The 18,712-nt window shown below is 66.8% G+C and carries 22 protein-coding genes; 6 read left to right on the top strand and 16 right to left on the bottom strand.

Features of this window, described 5'->3' with window-relative positions; translation table 11 throughout:
• Positions 1-48: 48 nt before the first annotated feature.
• Positions 49-1,299, bottom strand: coding sequence for a YibE/F family protein (locus G8760_RS21900; protein ID WP_166354961.1), 1,251 nt, complete (start codon positions 1,297-1,299; stop codon positions 49-51).
• On the bottom strand, positions 1,296-1,709 hold the full coding sequence (locus G8760_RS21905; RefSeq protein ID WP_166354962.1) for an antibiotic biosynthesis monooxygenase family protein: 414 nt from the start codon (positions 1,707-1,709) through the stop codon (positions 1,296-1,298). Before G8760_RS21905 ends, G8760_RS21900 begins: the two co-directional genes overlap by 4 nt.
• A 218-nt stretch (positions 1,710-1,927) precedes the next feature.
• On the opposite strand from G8760_RS21905, the gene G8760_RS21910 reads away from it, so the two are divergent.
• Entirely contained in the window at positions 1,928-2,335 is a 408-nt protein-coding gene (locus G8760_RS21910) for a DUF6703 family protein (protein WP_166354963.1), read from the top strand.
• Between the two features lie 10 nt (positions 2,336-2,345).
• Here G8760_RS21910 and G8760_RS21915 read toward each other — a convergent pair whose 3' ends face one another.
• Positions 2,346-2,780, bottom strand: a complete 435-nt coding sequence (locus G8760_RS21915; protein WP_166354964.1) for a Fur family transcriptional regulator — start codon at positions 2,778-2,780, stop codon at positions 2,346-2,348.
• A gap of 162 nt (positions 2,781-2,942) precedes the next feature.
• Between G8760_RS21915 and G8760_RS21920 the strand changes: the two genes are divergently transcribed.
• The 4 genes from G8760_RS21920 to G8760_RS21935 all read left to right on the top strand — a co-directional run bounded on the left by G8760_RS21920 (position 2,943) and on the right by G8760_RS21935 (position 7,080).
• Entirely contained in the window at positions 2,943-4,019 is a 1,077-nt protein-coding gene (locus G8760_RS21920; protein ID WP_166354965.1) for a metal ABC transporter substrate-binding protein, read from the top strand.
• Positions 4,020-4,184: 165 nt separating this feature from the next.
• Positions 4,185-4,982: a metal ABC transporter ATP-binding protein gene (locus tag G8760_RS21925; RefSeq protein WP_166354966.1), complete on the top strand. Its 798-nt coding sequence runs from the start codon at positions 4,185-4,187 to the stop codon at positions 4,980-4,982.
• Complete coding sequence (locus G8760_RS21930) at positions 4,970-5,974, top strand: metal ABC transporter permease (protein WP_166354967.1); 1,005 nt, start codon at positions 4,970-4,972, stop codon at positions 5,972-5,974. The genes G8760_RS21925 and G8760_RS21930 overlap by 13 nt, the downstream gene beginning before the upstream one ends.
• A gap of 188 nt (positions 5,975-6,162) precedes the next feature.
• Positions 6,163-7,080: a type IV toxin-antitoxin system AbiEi family antitoxin domain-containing protein gene (locus tag G8760_RS21935; protein WP_166354968.1), complete on the top strand. Its 918-nt coding sequence runs from the start codon at positions 6,163-6,165 to the stop codon at positions 7,078-7,080.
• A 157-nt stretch (positions 7,081-7,237) separates the two neighbouring features.
• Here G8760_RS21935 and G8760_RS21940 read toward each other — a convergent pair whose 3' ends face one another.
• The 8 genes from G8760_RS21940 to dacB all read right to left on the bottom strand — a co-directional run bounded on the left by G8760_RS21940 (position 7,238) and on the right by dacB (position 14,714).
• A complete protein-coding gene (locus tag G8760_RS21940; protein ID WP_166354969.1) occupies positions 7,238-8,131 on the bottom strand; it encodes an arginase family protein in 894 nt (297 codons plus the stop codon).
• Positions 8,132-8,176: 45 nt separating this feature from the next.
• Positions 8,177-8,839 carry a hypothetical protein gene (locus G8760_RS21945; protein WP_166354970.1) on the bottom strand — a complete coding sequence of 221 codons (663 nt, stop codon included), beginning with the start codon at positions 8,837-8,839 and terminating at the stop codon, positions 8,177-8,179.
• Positions 8,839-9,609 carry a MerR family transcriptional regulator gene (locus G8760_RS21950; protein ID WP_166354971.1) on the bottom strand — a complete coding sequence of 257 codons (771 nt, stop codon included), beginning with the start codon at positions 9,607-9,609 and terminating at the stop codon, positions 8,839-8,841. The genes G8760_RS21945 and G8760_RS21950 overlap by 1 nt, the downstream gene beginning before the upstream one ends.
• An 86-nt stretch (positions 9,610-9,695) precedes the next feature.
• Positions 9,696-10,484, bottom strand: a complete 789-nt coding sequence (locus G8760_RS21955) for an isoprenyl transferase (RefSeq protein ID WP_166354972.1) — start codon at positions 10,482-10,484, stop codon at positions 9,696-9,698.
• Positions 10,465-11,256, bottom strand: coding sequence for a DNA repair protein RecO (gene recO / locus G8760_RS21960; protein ID WP_166354973.1), 792 nt, complete (start codon positions 11,254-11,256; stop codon positions 10,465-10,467). The genes G8760_RS21955 and recO overlap by 20 nt, the downstream gene beginning before the upstream one ends.
• 590 nt (positions 11,257-11,846) lie before the next feature.
• Complete coding sequence (locus G8760_RS21965; RefSeq protein WP_166354974.1) at positions 11,847-12,500, bottom strand: type II toxin-antitoxin system death-on-curing family toxin; 654 nt, start codon at positions 12,498-12,500, stop codon at positions 11,847-11,849.
• A complete protein-coding gene (locus G8760_RS21970; protein WP_166354975.1) occupies positions 12,497-12,649 on the bottom strand; it encodes a hypothetical protein in 153 nt (50 codons plus the stop codon). The genes G8760_RS21965 and G8760_RS21970 overlap by 4 nt, the downstream gene beginning before the upstream one ends.
• A 454-nt stretch (positions 12,650-13,103) precedes the next feature.
• Positions 13,104-14,714, bottom strand: a complete 1,611-nt coding sequence (gene dacB / locus G8760_RS21975; protein WP_166354976.1) for a D-alanyl-D-alanine carboxypeptidase/D-alanyl-D-alanine endopeptidase — start codon at positions 14,712-14,714, stop codon at positions 13,104-13,106.
• Positions 14,715-14,846: 132 nt separating this feature from the next.
• Between dacB and G8760_RS21980 the strand changes: the two genes are divergently transcribed.
• Positions 14,847-15,404: a carboxymuconolactone decarboxylase family protein gene (locus tag G8760_RS21980; protein ID WP_166354977.1), complete on the top strand. Its 558-nt coding sequence runs from the start codon at positions 14,847-14,849 to the stop codon at positions 15,402-15,404.
• Positions 15,405-15,409: 5 nt separating this feature from the next.
• On the opposite strand, the gene G8760_RS21985 is transcribed toward G8760_RS21980, so the two are convergent.
• From G8760_RS21985 to G8760_RS22005, 5 genes are all read right to left on the bottom strand, one after another.
• Entirely contained in the window at positions 15,410-16,066 is a 657-nt protein-coding gene (locus G8760_RS21985; RefSeq protein WP_166354978.1) for a nucleotidyl transferase AbiEii/AbiGii toxin family protein, read from the bottom strand.
• 2 nt (positions 16,067-16,068) lie between these two features.
• Positions 16,069-16,395 (bottom strand): hypothetical protein, encoded by a 327-nt coding sequence (locus G8760_RS21990; RefSeq protein ID WP_166354979.1) that lies wholly within the window; start codon positions 16,393-16,395, stop codon positions 16,069-16,071.
• Positions 16,396-16,494: 99 nt separating this feature from the next.
• Positions 16,495-16,887, bottom strand: a complete 393-nt coding sequence (locus tag G8760_RS21995) for a RidA family protein (protein ID WP_166354980.1) — start codon at positions 16,885-16,887, stop codon at positions 16,495-16,497.
• A 2-nt stretch (positions 16,888-16,889) separates the two neighbouring features.
• Positions 16,890-18,047 carry an MFS transporter gene (locus tag G8760_RS22000; protein WP_166354981.1) on the bottom strand — a complete coding sequence of 386 codons (1,158 nt, stop codon included), beginning with the start codon at positions 18,045-18,047 and terminating at the stop codon, positions 16,890-16,892.
• 108 nt (positions 18,048-18,155) lie between these two features.
• Entirely contained in the window at positions 18,156-18,635 is a 480-nt protein-coding gene (locus G8760_RS22005; RefSeq protein WP_166354982.1) for an Rrf2 family transcriptional regulator, read from the bottom strand.
• Positions 18,636-18,712 lie beyond the last annotated feature (77 nt).

The raw sequence follows: 18,712 nt of genomic DNA on the forward strand, positions 1-18,712 counted from the left end.
GTTCACTCCATCCGGCTGGCTGTCGGCGAATGTCCGCGTCCGACGTTATCAGCGGGCCCGGCTGGCGGCACCGGCGCGTTGACCCGGCCGAGACCGGCGCCGGCCGCCCCGTTCGGCTGGTTCCTGCCGCACCGCCAGCACGGCCAAAGCCGTGGTGACCGGCACGGCCGCGATGATCCCCAAACCGCCGACGAGTGCCCGCACCACCTCTTGCGCAACCGCCTCGGTGGTTAGCGCGTCCACCACCCCCTGCCCGGCCACGCTGAACAGCATTAGCAGCGGCAACGACGCACCCACGTAGGCAAGGACCAGCGTATTAACCGTGGCTGCCACGTGCTCTCGGCCGATCCGCATCCCGGCTGCGAAGAGTTCGCGTCGGGTCGAGTTGGGATTGGCCGCGGACAGCTCCCAGATGGTGGCCGTCTGGGTCACGGTGGTGTCGTCGAGTACCCCCAGCGCCCCCACTACCAGCCCAGCCAGCAGCAGGCCGCGGATGTTGAAGTCGGCGTTGACGGTGCCGATATACGCCGCGGCGTGGTCGACGAGCCCGGTGAACTGCCCGAGGGCGGTGAACAGAGCACCGAGAACACCGGTCAGGGTCAGGCTGATGAGGGTCCCGATCAGTGCCACCGACGTCCGGATGGAGACACCATGTGACATGTACAGCGTCACGATCATGATCAACGACGCACCCACCACCGCTACCGGCAACGGATCTCGCCCGGCTAACAGGGCCGGCAGCAGGAACGTGACGATCACGATCACCGAGATCGCCAACCCACCCAGCGCGGCGAGCCCGCGCCATCGGGACAACACCACTACCGCGACGGCGAAGAGCAGGCCAAGCCACAGCAGCGGCATGCCGCGTTGGAAGTCGGTGACCTCGTAGCGCTGGTCGAGTGGCGCCTCCGGCTGGCCCGCGAGGACCACCTTGTCGCCGACATCGAAGGTGGGCGCGCCGTCACCGAACCACAACGAGACAACCGTCTCCTCGCCCTTGTCCGGGCCGGAGGTCACCAGGACAACCGCCTCTTCGCACTCACCCGCCGGCTGCCGACCGTGGGTGTGCCCGCCTGTTGGTGGCGCACCATCGATGTCTTCACAGGGCCGGATGTCGAGGATTTCGGCGTCGGTACGGACTCCGGAGTCGATCCGCGGCGGATCTCCGGATGGCCACAAGACGACCATGCCAGCGATGGTGGCGATGATCAGCGGGATCAGCACCGATAGGACGGCCTTGCGCACCCGCGGGCTGGCCGGCGGCGTCTCCGGATGCATGTGCGAATGGCCCCCGGTCACCGCTGCCGCCCTTCACCCTGATGCCCGACATCGGTCTGGACAGGGCGATCCAGATCGGTCTCGACGACCGGCGCGGCCGCCGACCCGAGGCCGACGTCCTCCGCGTCCACCGCGCGCGCCCCGGCGTCATCGTCGGTGAGCAGCTCGAACGCGGTGGGCTCGTCGACAGCCCGGGACAAGAGCGGCACGGCCCGCAGTTTCACCTCGTACGCCGACAATGCCCGCCGATACGAACCGACGTCGTGCCACAGACTGGTGAGCACCCACAACGTGGGGTCGTCGGCCGCCCGACCCACATGACCGCCTCGCCACCCAGCCTGATCAGCCAGCACTCGAAGGGCAGCCCGGGCGTGGTCTCGGAACTCCACCGCCTCATGGCGGGGCACCCGGTACCGGGTGATCACGAGCATCTCTGTCCTTTCGCCGGCCCGACGATACGTCGATCGGCGGCCCGGGTAGCGGGGCGGCCAGCTTGGGGAGCCGCTGCCCACACCGTGCCGTGCCACCTCGTAGAGTTGACAAACGCACGGCAGAGCATAGTGGGCCGAGGTCGTACCATGCATGGAGCCCACCGTGCCGCCGTACGGCAGCAGGGACCCACCACCGGCCCCCACATCGAGGACGTCTCGTGTCGAAGAACCGCCGCCAGCAACGCCGCTCGCCGAACCGGCGCCCGGGTACACCGGGCTCGGCACCACGGGCTCCCCGGCCGGCGAGCAGCCGCCGCCCAGCCCCGGCTCCCGCGCCGCGGCAAGGCTGGCGGGCCGGGCTGGAACGGGTCAGTTACCCGCTGCTGGTCCGGCTGACCAGCGCGCCGAAATGGCTGCTGGGGGTGGTGACCGCAGGTGTATTGCTGGGTGGCTTGCTTGCGCCCAGGCCGTGGGCACCGCTGCTGCTGACCTTGGTGGTCGCGTTTCTCACCTGGCTCTTGGTGCTGGCCTGGCCGCGCCTGGAGCCGACCTCGCGGACTATCCGCGCCGGGGTGATCGGGGCGTTGCTGGCCATCGTCATCGCACAGTCTGTCGGAGCGTTGTAAGCGGCGACGCTCAGCGGCCAGCCGGCCCACCACTCTGTGCGGCACAACGCGGGCAGGTGCCGAAGATCTCCAAGGTGTGCGAGACGTCGACATAGCCGTGTTCTTTGGCCACTGAGTTGGTCCACCGTTCGACCGCCGGTCCGGCGATCTCGACCGTGGCTCCGCACGATCGACACACCATATGGTGATGGTGCTCGTCTCGGGCGCAGCGCCGGTACGCGGCCTCACCGCCGGCCGTGCGCAGCACGTCGACCCGGCCGTCATCGGCGAGGGTCTGCAGCGTCCGATACACCGTGGCGAGCCCGACACTCATCCCGCGGGTACGGAGGATGGCGTGGAGGTCCTGTGCGCTGATGAAGTCTTCGGTCTCGTCGAGAACCTCGTCGACCGCCGCCCGTTGCCGCGTCCGGCGTTGCTCTTTGACCGGTTGCTCTTGTGGCGACACTGGTTGCGCCCGCCTCCCGTACGACGTCGGTTGCCCCTACAGGTCCCAGCTTAACGTCGCGGCTGCCAATTGCAGGGGAGGCCGACACCCACCTCTCGGTGCAAACTCACACCTAAGGCGACCTTTTGACAATGGTTGTCATGCTACATGAGAATGTATCCCATGACCACTCGCTTTCTCGCCCGCGGGCTTGCGCTGCTCGCGGCATCCGGGCTGTTTATCGCGGGCTGCGGCGCCGACGATGCCGACGACACCCCCGCCCAGGCGGCTGGGGGCGACGGCCCTACTATCGCCGCCGCGTTCTATCCGCTGGCATTCGTCGCCGAGCGAGTGGCCGGTGACCACGCCTCCGTCGAAAGCCTGACCCAACCCGGTGTCGAATCCCACGACCTGGAGCTCACCGGCCGGCAGGTCGGTACGGTGGTCGATGCCGACGTGGTGGTGTACCTCGAGGGATACCAACCCGCCGTCGATGCCGCCATCGAGCAGGACGGTTCCGGTGTGGCGTTCGACGTCGCCACCGTCGTCGACCTCATCCCCGACGACCACGACGACCACGGACACGACGACGACCACGACGACCACGGACACGACGACGACCACGACGACCACGGACACGACGACGACCACGACGACCACGGACACGACGACGACCACGACGACCACGGACACGACGACGACCACGACGATCACGGACACGATCACGACCACGGCGATCTCGACGGCGATCCCCATCTCTGGCTGGATCCCACCAACATGGCGCTGATCGCCGACGGTGTGGCCGACGCGTTGTCCGACGTCGACCCCGACCACGCCGACACCTATCGCGCCAACGCCGAGCAACTCCGGGCGGAGCTGGAAGAACTCGACGACGAATACCAGACGGGTCTCGCGCAATGCGAACGGACGCTGATCGTCGTCAGCCACGAAGCGTTCGGCTATCTCGCACATCGGTACGGCCTCGATCAACTCGGGGTCGCCGGAATCGACCCCGACGCCGAGCCGTCCGCGGCGAGGGTGGCTCAGGTACACGACACCATCCGCGAGCAGAACGTCACCACCATCTTCTACGAGCGCCTGACCAGCCCGGATGTCGTCGAAGCGATCGCTGGAGACCTCGGTTTGGAGACCGCCGTCCTCGATCCCATCGAAGGCTTGACCGACGAGACGATCGACGAGGACTACTTCAGCCTGATGCGTTCCAACTTGGACGCGTTGCGCGCCGCCAACGGCTGCTGAGGCGCCGTCCCGGTGATCGCCGCATTCGCGCTCCCATTCCCGTGATGGGGGTACGGATGCGGCGATGACCGCGCCCGATGCCGGTCATCATCTGAGAATCGGTACCGTTATAGCGGTAACAGGTCTCGGATGGTCACCGGAAGGCGCAAGCAGTGAGGAGTCGCGATGGGTGAACCCGTCATCGACGTGCGGGGGCTCACCGTCGAACTGGGCGAGCGGCCGGTACTCCACGGCGTCGACTTCCGTGTGTCGGCCGGCGAGGTCGTGACCCTCCTCGGCGCCAACGGATCCGGCAAGTCCACCTTGGTCAGAGCCGTGGTCGGCCTGGTGCCGGCGGTGGCCGGCCACATCGAGCTCTTCGGCCAGCCGTTGCGCACGTTCCGCGACTGGGCACGCATCGGCTACGTACCGCAGCGCACTACGGCCTCCGGCGGTGTGCCCGCCACCGTACGCGAAGTGGTCTCATCCGGCCGGCTGGCCCGCCGGATGCCGTTCGCTCCTGCTCGCCGCGCCGACCGAGAGGCAGTCGACCGAGCGATCGACATGGTGGGCCTCGCCGATCGTGCCGACGACGGCATCCACACTCTCTCCGGCGGGCAGCAGCAGCGCACCCTTATCGCGCGTGCCGCCGCGGGTGAACCCGACGTGCTGGTACTCGACGAACCCAATGCTGGTGTCGACCAACGCAGCCAGGAGGCGTTCGCCCGGTCGCTTCGTACCTTCGTGGCCGCCGGCCACACAGTGCTGCTGGTGCTACACGAGATGGGTCCCCTGGCACCTCTGGTCAGTCGTGGGGTAGTGCTCGACGCCGGCCACGTGGTGCGCGACGGCCCGGTCCAGAAGCCGGTCGCCACCGGCCCGACCAGCAGCGAAGCCGCCGCCGCGACCACGGCTGCCGGCGTACCCAACGACCACCCGCACCGCTCCGACGACGAGACAGGGCCATTCGGATGGACTTCCTGACCCTCGACTTCCTCGACTATCCCCACATGCAGCGAGCGTTGATCGCCGCGCTGCTCACCGGCCTCGCGGCGCCGGCCGTGGGCACCTATCTCGTCCACCGTCGGCTCGCGCTGATGGGAGACGGCATCGGCCACGTGGCACTGACCGGCGTGGCCGTCGGGCTGCTGACCGGCTGGGCACCGGTGTGGACGGCGGTCGTCGTGGCCATCGCCGGTGCGGTGACCATCGAGTTGGTGCGCGCCCATGGCAAAGCGTCCGCCGACGTAGCGCTGGCCATGTTGTTCTACGGCGGGATCGCCGGCGGCGTTCTCCTGACCGGGCTGGCCGGTAGTACTGCGGCCACTCTCAACACCTACCTGTTCGGCTCGATCACCACCGTGTCTCAAGACGATCTCTGGGTGATCGGCATCCTGGCCGTCGTGGTCATCGCGTTGTCCATCGGGCTCGGACCCCAACTGTTCGCGGTGTGCCAAGACGAGGAGTTCGCCCGCGCGTGCGGACTACCGGTGCGGCTCTACAGCATCATGATCGCCGTGATGGCGGCGGTCACCGTCGCCGTGGCAATGCGTACGGTCGGCCTGCTGCTGGTGAGCGCATTGATGGTGGTGCCCGTGGCTACGTCGATGCAGTTGACTCGCGGTTTCCGGGCGACGTTCGTCCTGGCGCTGTCGCTCGGTCTGGTGCCGTCGCTGGCCGGCGTGGTCTTCTCCTATTACGCCGACGTCGCTCCCGGAGCCAGCATCGTCGTGACCGCACTCGTCGGGTTCGCGTTGGCCTGGCCTTTGGGCACCGCCCTGCGGCGACGGCGGCAGGCTCGACGGTCCAACGGGGAGGATCCACGGGTCACCGGCACCCACGTCACGGCCGAAGACCACGCACACCAGCACGACGAGAACTGCGGCCATCCTGCCGTCGAGCACGGTGATCACACCGACTACCTGCATGACGGCCATCTCCACGCCGCTCACGGCAAACACTATGACGAGCACTGAACGGTGGAGGGTTTTACCGGTCAACGGTGGGAGGTAGTACCGGTTATAGCCGGTAGATCCTTCCACCGTTGACCGGTAAAACCCTCCACCGTTCGCTGTCCACAGCTATAGCGGGCCCAGCCGGCGGTTATCCACACCAGCGGGTCCCCCTCTGGCCGGCGGATGCGCCGGTGCGGAAACGTTGAGCCATGGCTGTTCCCCCGGAACTTCTCCGGCTGGCTGAGCTGCAAGACGGCTTGGTCGTCCGGCATCAGGCGCTTGCTGCCGGCATGTCGTCCGCAGCGGTCGAACATGCGCTGACGTCCGGGCGATGGCAGCGGGTGTCCCGGGGTGTCTACGCCACCTTCACCGGACCGTTGCAGCCCCGGCATCGCCTCCGGACCGCCCTCCTCAGGGCGGGCCCGGACGCGGTGGTCAGCGGTGCTGACGCGTGTCGCGCCTACGGTCTTCGCTACGTACCAGAGGGTGCCGATCCCCTTGTTCTGGTGCCGGCCGAGAGTCGTCGTGCGCGGACGCCGTTCGCCCGGCTACGACGGGTAACCGACCTGCCGGAAGCCCGGCTGGTCGGCGGAATCCCCACCGCCTCACCCGAACGCGCAGTGTTAGATACCTGCCACGGCGTGTCATCCCTGCGGGATGTCCGAGCGCTGCTCTGCGAAGTGGTCCAACGGGGCCTGACCACACCAAACCGCCTGGCCCGGACGTTGCGGGCGGCCCGCTGGCCGGGGGCCAGACTCGTCCGGCAGGCACTGGCCGACGTCGACGCCGGGTGTCGGTCAGCGCCGGAATGCGAGCTACGTGACGTGATCGGCTGCTCGACCTTCCTACCGGAGCCACAGTGGAACACGATCGTGCCGGACGTGACACCCCCATTGCGACCAGACGCATGCTGGCCCGACGCCCGCGTCGTCGTCGAGATCGATTCCGCGGAGTGGCACCGTCTCGGCGAACAGGTAGAACAGACCGAACGTCGCCGGGCGAGATACGCAGCCCTGGGGTGGACTGTGCTGCCGGTATCACCCCGGCGCCTCCGGACCGAACCACGAGTGGTCCTCGACGAGATCGAAGCGGCGGTCCGCTCCGGTCTGGCCCGCCACGCCGCCTAACCCTGCCCCCACAACACCCACCTGCCACGCCGCATGCCCCTGACGCTGGCCCTACCCTTGCCCCACAACACCCACCCGCGCCCTACGGCACCGAGCAGACCCGCTCGTGTCCGGCGTGCGACTCACGCGCCGGACCCTCCGGGTCAGGTCCGTGGCGCTACGGGCGCAGGACGTCAACCAGCAGACCGGCCAGCCGTCGACCGTGGACGAACCCCGGATCGAGGTCGGGATCGTAGATGGTGACGTCGAGGCCAACGGCGCGCGGCGACGCCAGCACGCGAGTGAGCACGGTGCTGAGCTGGTCGAATGTCAGGCCCCCAGGTTCCGGGCTATCGACTGCGGGCATCACCGCCGGGTCCAGGACGTCGGCGTCCAGGTGCACCCAGAAACCCTCCAGGTCGCTCCGCTCGACCACACTCAGCACATCAGTGGCCGCCCCGCCCGGATCACGGGTCACCGCCGCCGCGTCGATCAGATGCAAACCATTCGACGCCGCCTCGGCTGCGCACTCGTCGTCCGGGCGAAGCCCCACGGCGACGACGTCTTCGCCGCGCAGATACGGCCGGTGCCCATCCAACTCGGCCAGCCGGCCCCCCAGCCCGGTCACCAGGGCGAGGCTCTCGCCGCCCACTGCCGCTCCAGCGTCGGGCATATTACCCGGATGCCGGTAGTCCAGGCCGTCGAGAGACACCAAGCCGAATCGGCCACGGCGCTGCAGCGCCAACCCCACACCAACAAGAATGCTGCAATCACCACCCAGCACGACTGGCACATGGGAACGGCCCAGCAATGCGCCGATCCGGTCGGCCAGCTCCATCGAATGAGCAGCGATCGCGTTCTCGTTACGGACGTGGCCGGCGCTCCACTCGGGCCGGTACCGGCCGGGCGTGACCACACCGGCGTCATCGGCGTCGAGGCGGGCTAGGAGTTTGGTGTCCCGGAGCACACCCGGCGCCTTCGCGCACCCAGGCACCAATCCCGGCTCAGGCGGCCGCAGGCCGAGGTTGGACGGTGCGTCGAGCACAACCAGCTGCCGGTGACGTCGCGTCATAACACGTCACCTCTCCTCCGGTGCGGAGCGGGTGCAGCGCGTCGATTACCGGGACGACCGACGCGTGCCAGTAGACCCATCATGATCGGGGACGCTACCAGCCGGGACCGACAGGTCGGCCGCGCTGCTGGAATCCTTCGCCCGCGCCTGGTTGAGCACACGGACGAACTCTCGTGGCTCGTCGGCGTATATCTCGACCTGACTCGCGGTGCCGTCCAACGGCTGTTCGACCCGGATCGGATCGGTTAGGTCGATCACCACGTTGGTCTGGCCTGAAACAACGACGTCGAGATGGCCGTCGGCGAGATGGATCGAGGCGGCGTCTGAAGATCGCGTCCGCGCCTTGGCGTTGGCAATCGTCGCTAGAGGTATCCGCAGCTCGAATCCCACACCGTAGCGCACCCGAACGTCATCCCGGCCGATCACATGCGGCCGGATATGCGTCGCCGCGGCTGAACCCAGCAGTAACAACGCGGCGTAGGTGTGCACAACCACCAGGATCGTATGGACAACCGGCCACGGCACAAGAAGCGCGAGCGCCGTCCCTTCGACCATGACCACGAACAACAAGGCATAGATCATCGGTGCCTGAGCTCGGGCGTATCCGAAGACCACATCCGTCTCCGCGGCGCGGGGCCGGCGGGTCACCCATGGGCCGATCGCGGCGAGCACCGTGAACTGGTGCATCAGCAGCCGTCTGCCCCTCATCATGCCTGCTTCCGGGCGACCTGAGCCAGCGCCCGCCTGATCACCTCGGCCTGAGCGGGAGCCAGCTCGGCGAGGAACTCCTCGAACTCTGGGGCGATTCCGTCCGGCGCGACATCGCCGCCCGGCGCATCCGCCAGCATGTCCAGCACCGGCTGCAACACCCCTATCACCAGCTGGTTCGCCAGCTCGGCCACTCGCGGGTCGTCGACGTCCGCGGTGGCGAGTTCATCCATGGCCGGGTACAACTCGTCGGCCCGGGCGGCCGTCTCGGAGTCAGCCCCCATGGCCCGCATCAGTTCGATGAGCTCGCGCCGGTCCGGCTCTGGAAGACTGACGTCGAGCAAACCAAGCCAAGACCGGTCGACATCGGCCATCCCGGCTCGGGTTCGTGGTAACCGCCCCACGACGGTGGCCATCTCCGGAGACACTGGATCGTCCGGGTGCAACGTCTCTTGCTCCAGGAGGTTCGCCAGCCGGGCTCGGCGGCGCCGGATCTGCTCTTCTTGGCGGGCGAGGTCCGCGTCCAACTCCGCCAACACTTCGCGCAGCTCGCGCCCTTGGTCGTCGGCGAGCACGTCACGCACCTCGTCGAGGCTCAAACCCAACTCGGTCAGCCGCTTGATCCGCGCCAACGTGACGGCGTCTCGGATGCCGTAGGTGCGGTAGCCGTTGGCGGTGCGCTCCGGTTCCGGTATCAGCCCACAACGGTGGTAGTAACGCACCGCTCGGGTCGATACGCCGACCATCGCGGCCAGCTCTCCGATTCGCATACCTCTAGTAAAAACCTTGACGCTACGACAAGGTCAAGTCGACACTCCCCCACGGAGTGTGTGGGTGGGGGCGGTTGGCGTGCCGGTTATACGGCGGATGCCGTCGGATCCGCACCACCGTAGCGGCGGTCGCGGCGCGCGTAGATCTCCACCGCGCGCCACAGATCACGCCGGTCGAACTCCGGCCACAACGTGTCGAGAAAAACCATCTCGGCATAGGCGGCCTGCCAGAGCATGAAGTTGGAGGTGCGCTGCTCTCCCGACGAACGCACGAACAGATCAGCGTCTGGAAGGTCGGGGTTGTAGAGGTACCGGGCGAGTGTCTTCTCGTTCACCCGTTTCGGGTTGACCCGGCCGGCGGCGACGTCGGCCGCCAATGCCGCCGCCGCGTCGCCCAGCTCGGCACGGCCCCCGTAGTTGACGCAGAACTGCAGCGTGATGACGTTATTACGACGGGTACGCCGCTCAGCCTCGATCAACTCGTCGATGACGCTCTTCCACAGCCGCGGCCGGCGCCCGGCCCACCGGATCCGCACACCCAAGGCGTCCAACTCGTCGCGTCGGCGATGGATGACGTCCCGGTTGAACCCCATGAGAAAACGGACCTCATCCGGAGAACGCCGCCAGTTCTCGGTGGAGAACGCATACGCCGACAGGCAGGTGATGCCGAGCTGGATCGCACCATGGATGACGTCGAGCAACGCGGCCTCGCCGGCTTCGTGGCCTTTGGTGCGCGGCAGCCCGCGCTGGTTGGCCCACCGGCCGTTGCCGTCCATGACGATGGCGACGTGTTTCGGGATCAGCTCGCGCGGAATGTCTGGTGGCAGGGCCCCCGACGGGTGCGCGGGCGGTGGGTTATACCGCTTCGACGTCATGCCGCTCCTGCCGCTCGTCGTCGATGACGTTCCGCTCCCGATATACCCGCTCCACCAGCGGTAACGAACGTAGTCCTCGCTCGAGATGCCATTGCAGGAAGGCGGCTGTGATACCGCTGGCCTCCCGCCGGGACCTGGCGTCGCTGGCGTCGGCGATCTCCCACTCCCCCGCCAACAACGCCCCGAGCAAGGCCACCGTGCCGGAATGCGGAGCGACGCTGCCGGGCGGCCGGCAGCCGCCACACACCATGCCTCCGGCCTGCACGGAGAACAACCGGTGGGGGCCCGCCGTGCTGCATCTGGCGCAGTCGGTGAAGTTGGGGGCAAAACCGGCGATAGCCAGCCCGCGCAGCAGGTAGGCATCGAGGACCAGCCCGGAGTCGTGGATCCGGCCGGACAGCGCCCGCAGCGCCCCGACCAGCAGCTGGTATTGCTGCACCGCGGGCTCTCGCTCTTCCGCGCTGAGCCGCTCGGTGGTCTCCAGGATGGCCGTGCCCGCGGTATAGCTGGCATAGTCCGAGCAGATCATGGTGCCGAACGGGGTGAGGGTCTCGACCTGGGTCACGATGTCCAGCGAACGCCCGGCGGCGAACTGAACGTCGACGTGCATAAACGGCTCCAACCGAGCGCCGAAGCGGCTGCTGGTCCGGCGCACCCCCTTGGCCACCGCCCGCACCCGCCCGTTGGCCCGGGTCAGCAATGTGACGATGCGGTCGGCCTCGCCCAGCTTCTGGGTGCGCAGCACAACCCCTTCGTCACGATAGAGAGCCATAACCACCCCTGACCTGCGTTCACGTCTCGTTCACCCTACCCTGCTCCGTCACTGCTCCGTGGGAGGAGAATGCGGCACGGTGGGCTCGGACTCGGCAGGTGGTGCTGCTGCAGACCCGATCCGGACGGCCGGCGACCTTGCGGACACACGCAGGGCATGTCCGCTCAGCGTTGTCTCGCAACGCTTCGAGTCGTTTCCGCAGTCGACGGACGCTGGTCTCGCCTTCTCGCAACGTGTCGATCCAGCGCTTCAGATTCTGACGCGAGAGCCGCCCGAAGTCCTTCTCGGGGAATCCATCGACCAGCGTTCCCGAGACTCACCACCGAGGACCGCCCAGAAGTCGACCCCGACAGTGTCGACTCGCTGCGGCGCGAGCTGGGCGCCATCGTCAACGGCCGCGGCTTCACCATCGACGATCGACTCGAACGGATCCACGTCGCGTCCCGGATCTCGTTCCTCGCCAGCCGGATCGTGTGGCTGGAGACGACCTGCGAGCAGAGACGGATCGCCGGCTGGCCCAGCTTGCCGAGTGGCGCTCGTCCTAGCCGACACGTTGCCCCGGCCGCGACGTAGGCGGCCGGGGCACCGTGTCATTCGGAGGACTGCTCGTCGTTGCTGGCTTTGACCTGCTCGACAAGTTCCGAGAAGACGTGTACGAACCCGTCGCAGTCCATGCTGAACGACGCGAGTACCTCGCCGTTGTGTTGCCTATCCTTGGATGCGCTAGATGCGTCGACCTTAACGCCAATGGCATAGAGCTCGATGTGATCCGGGCCCCGAACGAAGTTGATCTGTTGTGCTAGGCGCACATCAGCACTGTAAGCCGCTATGGCGTGACCTTCACCGAAGGGAAGCACCCGGACCGACTCAGGCGCGAACACGTGATGACGTATCCACTCCGAAATCTGATGATGCTCGATCGCTCCGGTCGCAGCACTGAGGACGAACACCTCAGCGACGATCTCAGGCATCTGCATCAACGGCCAGCCGTTAGCCTCAAGGAACACGTCCGTTGCGAGCCATGCGGTGCGCTTATTGCCGTCATGGAATCCCTGTGTGCGCGCCAAACCCTCTAGGAGCACGGCGGCCTTCGCCCACAGGCTCGGGAACTCTTCATGGCCACCGAACCCTGCCAATGGTCGGTTTACGGCGCCCTCAACGGATCCGAGATCACGGACGCCAACGTGTCCGCCCAGGGACTCATTGATCGCGACCACAGCGTCGACGCTGATGTACTTGGTCAACGCGCAAGACGGTCGAGTAGATCACTCCACCGTTCGGCCGCCCGCTCAGCAGCTTGGACGGCGAAGTCATCATCGATGAACTCCACGCCGTCCCGGGTCACCGTAGGAACGGTCACCTGGTTCTGCTGGTCATTTGTGCGGGTGCTCATGACTTGATCCTATGTCGCATCTGCGACGACTGTCCATGGGTGGCACGTCGTTGTCCACATCGTTGGCGAATAACCAACGCATTGTGAACACGCCCGGAATCGAACCGGTCCAAGCCTGGCTGCACGCCGAAGCATTCCGCGCCCGTGTCAAACTGTACCTTCCACCTGTTTAGGGTGTGATCATTTCGCGCACCTTGGCCGCGATAGGTGTCGACGATCGGCTCGGTGGTCACAAGGTCGTGCACGAGGGCGCCAAGGGCCTCGTTGTCGACCTGGTCGCGGTTGTACGTGATCCGAGGCTCACCGTCGACATAGTCGACCCGGTACCCGCGGCATGTGCCATCCGGCAGCGGCGGCGAGCGCATCCTCGCACCGCCGGCCGGAGTCATCAGAGGCCGCGCAGAATGGGGCGCTCGGGCCCGCGAGCCAGGCGACTCCCATTCTGCGCGGCCTCTTAGCAGGTCTTGACCCAGGAACACTCGACATCGCCGAGCTCGCCGTGCAGGCCGTTCTCAGGCTGCTCGGCCGGTGCTGGCGGCACCTGCGAGGTGGTGACCGCCGAACCATCGGCCGAGTGCTCGGCCAACCGCACCACGATGCGGTCCTCGAGGTCGCTCGGCTTGGCGCTGACATGGTTGTTGATCAGGATCGAGTAGACCAGTTCATCACCGTCGGCAGTGGTGACGTATCCCGACAGCCCGGTCGCCGCGGTGAGGGTGCCGGTTTTGCCACGGGCGTTGCCTTCGGCGGCAGTGCCGGCCATCCGGAAGCGAAGTGTGCCACCTACCAGGCGCTCTTCGATCCCGGCCACCGGCATCGACTCGTACCAGGTGTCGTACCACGGCTCGTCTTGCAGACTGCGCAGCAGCGTGATGATCTCGTTCGGCGGAACCAGGTTACGTCGCGACAGCCCGGAGCCGTCGGCGATGGCCATGGTGGCCGGCTCGACGCCCCAGTCTCGTAGGGAACTCCGCAGCGCCTCGTTCCCGGCCGACCAGGTCCCGGCGTCCGCGACCGCCTGTCCCATCGACTTGATCAGGATCTCGGCATGTCCGTTGTTGCTGAGCTTCATGAAGGGGATCAACAGCTCACTCAAGGGCATCGATTCACGTTCGGCCAGCACCCGTGCACCGTCGGGGGTGGCGCCTCGTGAGATCCCCTCGCGCACCTGGACACCACGTTCTTCCAGCGCTTGGAGGAACAGCCCGGCGGCGAAGTCGGTCGGCTCCCAGACGCTGCGCCAGGTGCGTGCTTGCGCACCATCGGTGGCGATGGTTCCGGTGATCCGGATGGTGTTGCTCCCCGGCAAGCGATTGATACCAATCGCCTGCCCGGTACCAGCGGCCGTCGTCTGGGCGTCGTTGACGATCTCGACGTAGTCATTCTCCGGAATGACGGTCACCCTGGGTGGATCGCCGGCGCGCCGGCCGGGATCCACCTCGACGATGACCGTACCGGAGTCATAGTCGACGTCGGGTGAGACGGTCAACGCGGAGATCTGCGCACCGTAGTAGTACTGCTCACTGTCCCAGGTCCAGTTCAGGCCTAGGCGTACATCGTCGAACCAGGTGTCGTCGGCCACGACGCCCCCGTGGACCCGCTGGATGCCGGCCGCGACGATCTCATCGGCCAACACCTCGTAGTCCTCGACGAGCAGGGTGGGATCACCGGTCCCGCGCAGGTAGAGGTCACCGGCGAGGATACGGCCGGTGTGCCGGGCGTCAGTCTCGACCGTCGTGGAGAACGTGTGGTCGGGACCGAGAATGTCCATCGCGGCGGCCGAGGTGAGAATCTTCTGGTTCGACGCCGGCATCAACCGATCGTCGCCGCCGCGCTCATAGAGGACGTCGCCGCTGGTCGCATCGGCTACCACAACCGACGCCTGGCTACCGTCCATCCGCGGGTCCTCGAGAATCTCGTCGATGTCCGCGGCCAGCTCCTTGACGGCCGGGTCCATCTCGTTCTGGCTCTCCGCCATGGGTAGCGCCGATGGCACGACGTTGAACGCGGCGACCAAGCCGCCGGCGGAGAGAGTGGCGATGACGTTCCGGGTCCGACTGCCCATGGGCACTCCTCGGTTCGCTCGGGAAGATCGCTCCTGAGGTCTAGACCATCGTGGAATTCTTTCCGAACTGTCAAGACTTCGGTGGATTATTTCTTGCCTTCCCCGGGTCGACGGGCGCGCTACGGTAACTCGATGAGCCGCATACCCCGCCCGCTCCCGAGCGACCTCGATGACGACCAACAGCGCCTGCATGCCGCCATCACCGGTGGCAGCAGGGCACATGGCCCCCGGCTGTTCGCTCTCGCCGACGCCGACGGCCGCCTCGAAGGACCGTTCAACGCGATGCTTCTCAACCCCGCCATCGGAGATCCGTTGCAGCGCGTCGGTGCCGCCATCCGATATGCGGGCCGGCTGTCGGACCGGGCGCGGGAGATCGCCATCCTGGCCGTGGCCGCACACTGGCGCTCCGCGTTCGAGCAACACGCCCACGAGGCCGTCGGCGCACACGTCGGTTTAACCCCAAGCGAGCTGGACGCCTTACGTTCGGGGGCGCCGCTGGAGCTGACCGACGTCGAGGAGGCCGCCGTGCTCCGGGTCACGCGGCACCTGCTGGAGCACCGGGATCTCGATGACGCCACCTACCTGGAAGTCTCCGACATCCTCGGCGCGGACACCCTGTTCGAGCTCACCACACTGATCGGGTATTACTCGACGTTGGCCCTGCAAATGCGGGTGTTCGGGGTGGACTAGTACCTCTAGTCCACGACATCGGCTCGGAGTTGCTTCGCGAATTCAAGAGTTCGTACGACCAACTGGTCGGCCTCGACCGTCGACAGCCCGTATGGTGCATAAGCGGAGTTCGGGAACCGCTCGACCGCCAGCAGCGCCTCAGCGAACATCTCGACGTCGAACCCGGGGTCATGCTGGGCGGCGAGCCCCATCAGCTCAGCTGACGAGTAACGGCCTGACCGCACAATACTGTCGACATCGATGTAGTCGCGCACCTCACCGCGACCGAAGAGGGCACAGAACTTGTTCGCCACCGCGTCGTCCTGATGTAACACCGAACCGATCTCCAACTGTGCCGGCGGGTACGCCCGCCAGTCCACGGCCAGCTCCACTCGACTGTTGACGCCAGTAGCCGGATCCGCTGCCGTGAGCCGGGCGAAGGTTGGGCCCTCCCGGCTCACCTCCACGTCCAGCCCGTCCGATTCCAATGCCCGTACCACCGCCCTGACCGCGGCGGGAAATCGGTCGTCGATCACAGCGGCAGAGGTGAACAGGTCGACGTCGTCCGAACGCCGTTCGAGGAAACCGTGGGCCTGTATCGCGTACCCACCCGCGAGACAGAAACCCAGCTCGGCCACGGCGCTCAGGCTGATCCGGACCAGCCGCGCGTGAAACGCATCCACCGCTACCGCCCCGTCCGGATGAGTTCGGGGAAGCGCTCTTCCCACGGTGTTCGCACGCGATGCGGAAGGAAGAGGTGCGGCCAGACCCGTCGCAGCATGACACCGTTGACGTAACGACGTAGATCACGGACATGCCCGGCCTCTCGTAACACCCGCTCATACATGACGCTGAGTTCGCGCCGGTCGTCCAGGTTGTAGGTGCCCTGCTCCGACCAATCCAGGTGGTTGGGCAGTGTCACTTCACCCTGCGTCGGCCCGGTGAGTTCCTCCAGCGTCTCCGGCACGACGTAGGGCCGCTGCTCGGAGTAGAGGATACGGCGCTCGTCCATGTCTCCAGTATCGACGAATCGACCGCACCTGTGTCGACGCCGGCCGCGGTGGGACGCGGCCAGCACATTGGACGACACCTCACCGGCTCCACCGCAGCCTCACTCCCGAAATGCTAGTGCGTCAACCTCGAACAACATGCCGGGGAGAGCCAGCGCAGCAACCCCGAGAAGGGTCTGTGCCGGCGGCCGCTGCCCCCAGATCTGGCTGATCCGACCGGTCAGGGCGGCGAGCTTGTCGGGGTTGTGATCAACGATGAAGGTCCGCAGCTGTGCGACATGGCTGAGATCGAGATCCACGGCACCGAGGGCGGCTCGCAGGTTCTCGAACGCCCGCTCGACCTGCTCGCCGAAGTCGGCCGACGTCACCGCGCCCTGTGAGTCCGAGGCGTATTGGCCGGCGACCAACACCAAGCCGTTGCCCACGGCAAGGTGGCTGTAACCGAAGCCGACCGGATCGTGCAAGCTGGACGGGTTGATGATCGTGTGTGTCATGGCTACTTCTCCTTGGTTGATAGTTGTCGACGGGACGTCGTGGAAGCCCGATCCGTACTCACAACGGCGGCAGTCAGCACGAACAGGGCGAGCGCGGCGATCACCACGCCGACGACGGCGACGCTGTTCATGACCAGCGCACCCGCCGCCGCACCGAGTGCGATGGACAGGTTGAAGGCGGCAACGAACAACGACGTCGCCACCTCTGTGGCGTCCGGTTCAGCCTTGAGCATCCAGATCTGCAGGCTGACCGAGACACCACCGTAAGCCAGTCCCCACACCGCCAGGAGCACCACCGCCGTGGGCCCGGAATCCCCAGCGACAGCGAAGAGGAACATGACGGCGGCGAGTATGAGCACGATCACCAGGAGGACGGGCCGCAGCCGATGCTGAGCTTGGGCGCCCGCGATGAAGTTGCCCGCTACACCGGCCACACCGAACACGAGCAGGAGAACGCCGATCGATCCGGCCTCGATGCCGGCCCCTTCACGCAGGATGGCGCGCACAAACGTGTACGCGACGAAGTGGCCGGTAATCAGCAGGAATGTGATCAGCACACCACGCTGGACGCCGACGTTGTGCCGCAACAGCCGCCCAAGCGCACCGAAGCTCGGCGCTTCGCCGCCGGGCAGCGGTGGCACTAACACCAGAACGGCGGCCAGCGCGACGAGGCCGAGGAGGCCGACCGCCAGGAACGCCACGCGCCAACTGCTCGCCGCTCCGACGACGGCCCCCAGCGGCACACCGGCGACGGAGGCAGCGGAGACACCTCCGAAGATGACTGCCGTGGCGCGGCCCACCTGGTCTGCTGGAACCAGCCGCACAGCGAGGCCGCCGGCTATTGCCCAGAATCCGCCGATACTCACCCCAACCGCGACCCGAGCGGCAAGTACGACGAGGAAGTCGGAGCTGGCAGCACTGACGACGTTCCCGAAGACCAGAAGGACCAGCAGCCCAGCGAGCAGAAGCCGGCGGTCGACCCGCCCGGCCCGGACCCCGATGACCAGCGCGGAAACCGCCGCGACCAGGCCTGGAACGGTCACCAGCAGACCAGCGCTGCCTTCGGAGACGCCGAGGTCCGCCGCCATCGGGGTGAGCAGACCTACGGGGAGCAGTTCGGCGGTCATCAGCGCGAAGATGCCCAGGGCAACCGCTACCACCGCCAGCCAGCTCGACGCCTGGGACCACCGCGACCTATTAGAAATATTCTGGATGTTTAATATCGATATTTTGCCCATATCTCTACCTTCCGCGGCCCTGGATTGATCTCAGAGCACCCCAAGCCGCACCCGCGTGGCCTCAGGCGCGGACGGCTCGCGCCGCTCGACAGCGGCCCGCACGTCCGCGAGTGTCTGCGCGGCCAGTTCGGTCCGCCACGCAAGCTCCGCCTGGCGCATACTCCGCGAGATCACACACGTCTTGCGATAGTCGACGTCGGCGCGCCCACCCGGGCCCGACCGCAGGATCTCCTGGCATCGGAACGCGTCTTCCGGCCCTTCGATCGCGACGACGATGTCTAGCAAAGTGATGTTGCGCGGATCTCTTCCCAGCCGGAATCCACCCCGCGGCCCCGTGGTGGACCTCAAAACCCCGGCCCGGACCAACGCCTGAAGCTGCTTGTTCAGGTAAGCCACCGGCAAGCCGTAGACCTCGGCGAGGCGGGACGTTGGGACCGCCTGCCCTTCCTCGACCCAAGCGAGGTTGAGGCAGGTATGCAGGGCCCATTCCACCCCTTCACTCATCCGCATATTCTGGATGTTACACATCCAGATTAATTTCTGCCATGATCGTGGCCACCTGGTGTCCCACGCAGCGCACTAGTCCT

This window comes from Phytoactinopolyspora limicola (genome assembly GCF_011320225.1).
Lineage (GTDB): Bacteria > Actinomycetota > Actinomycetes > Jiangellales > Jiangellaceae > Phytoactinopolyspora > Phytoactinopolyspora limicola.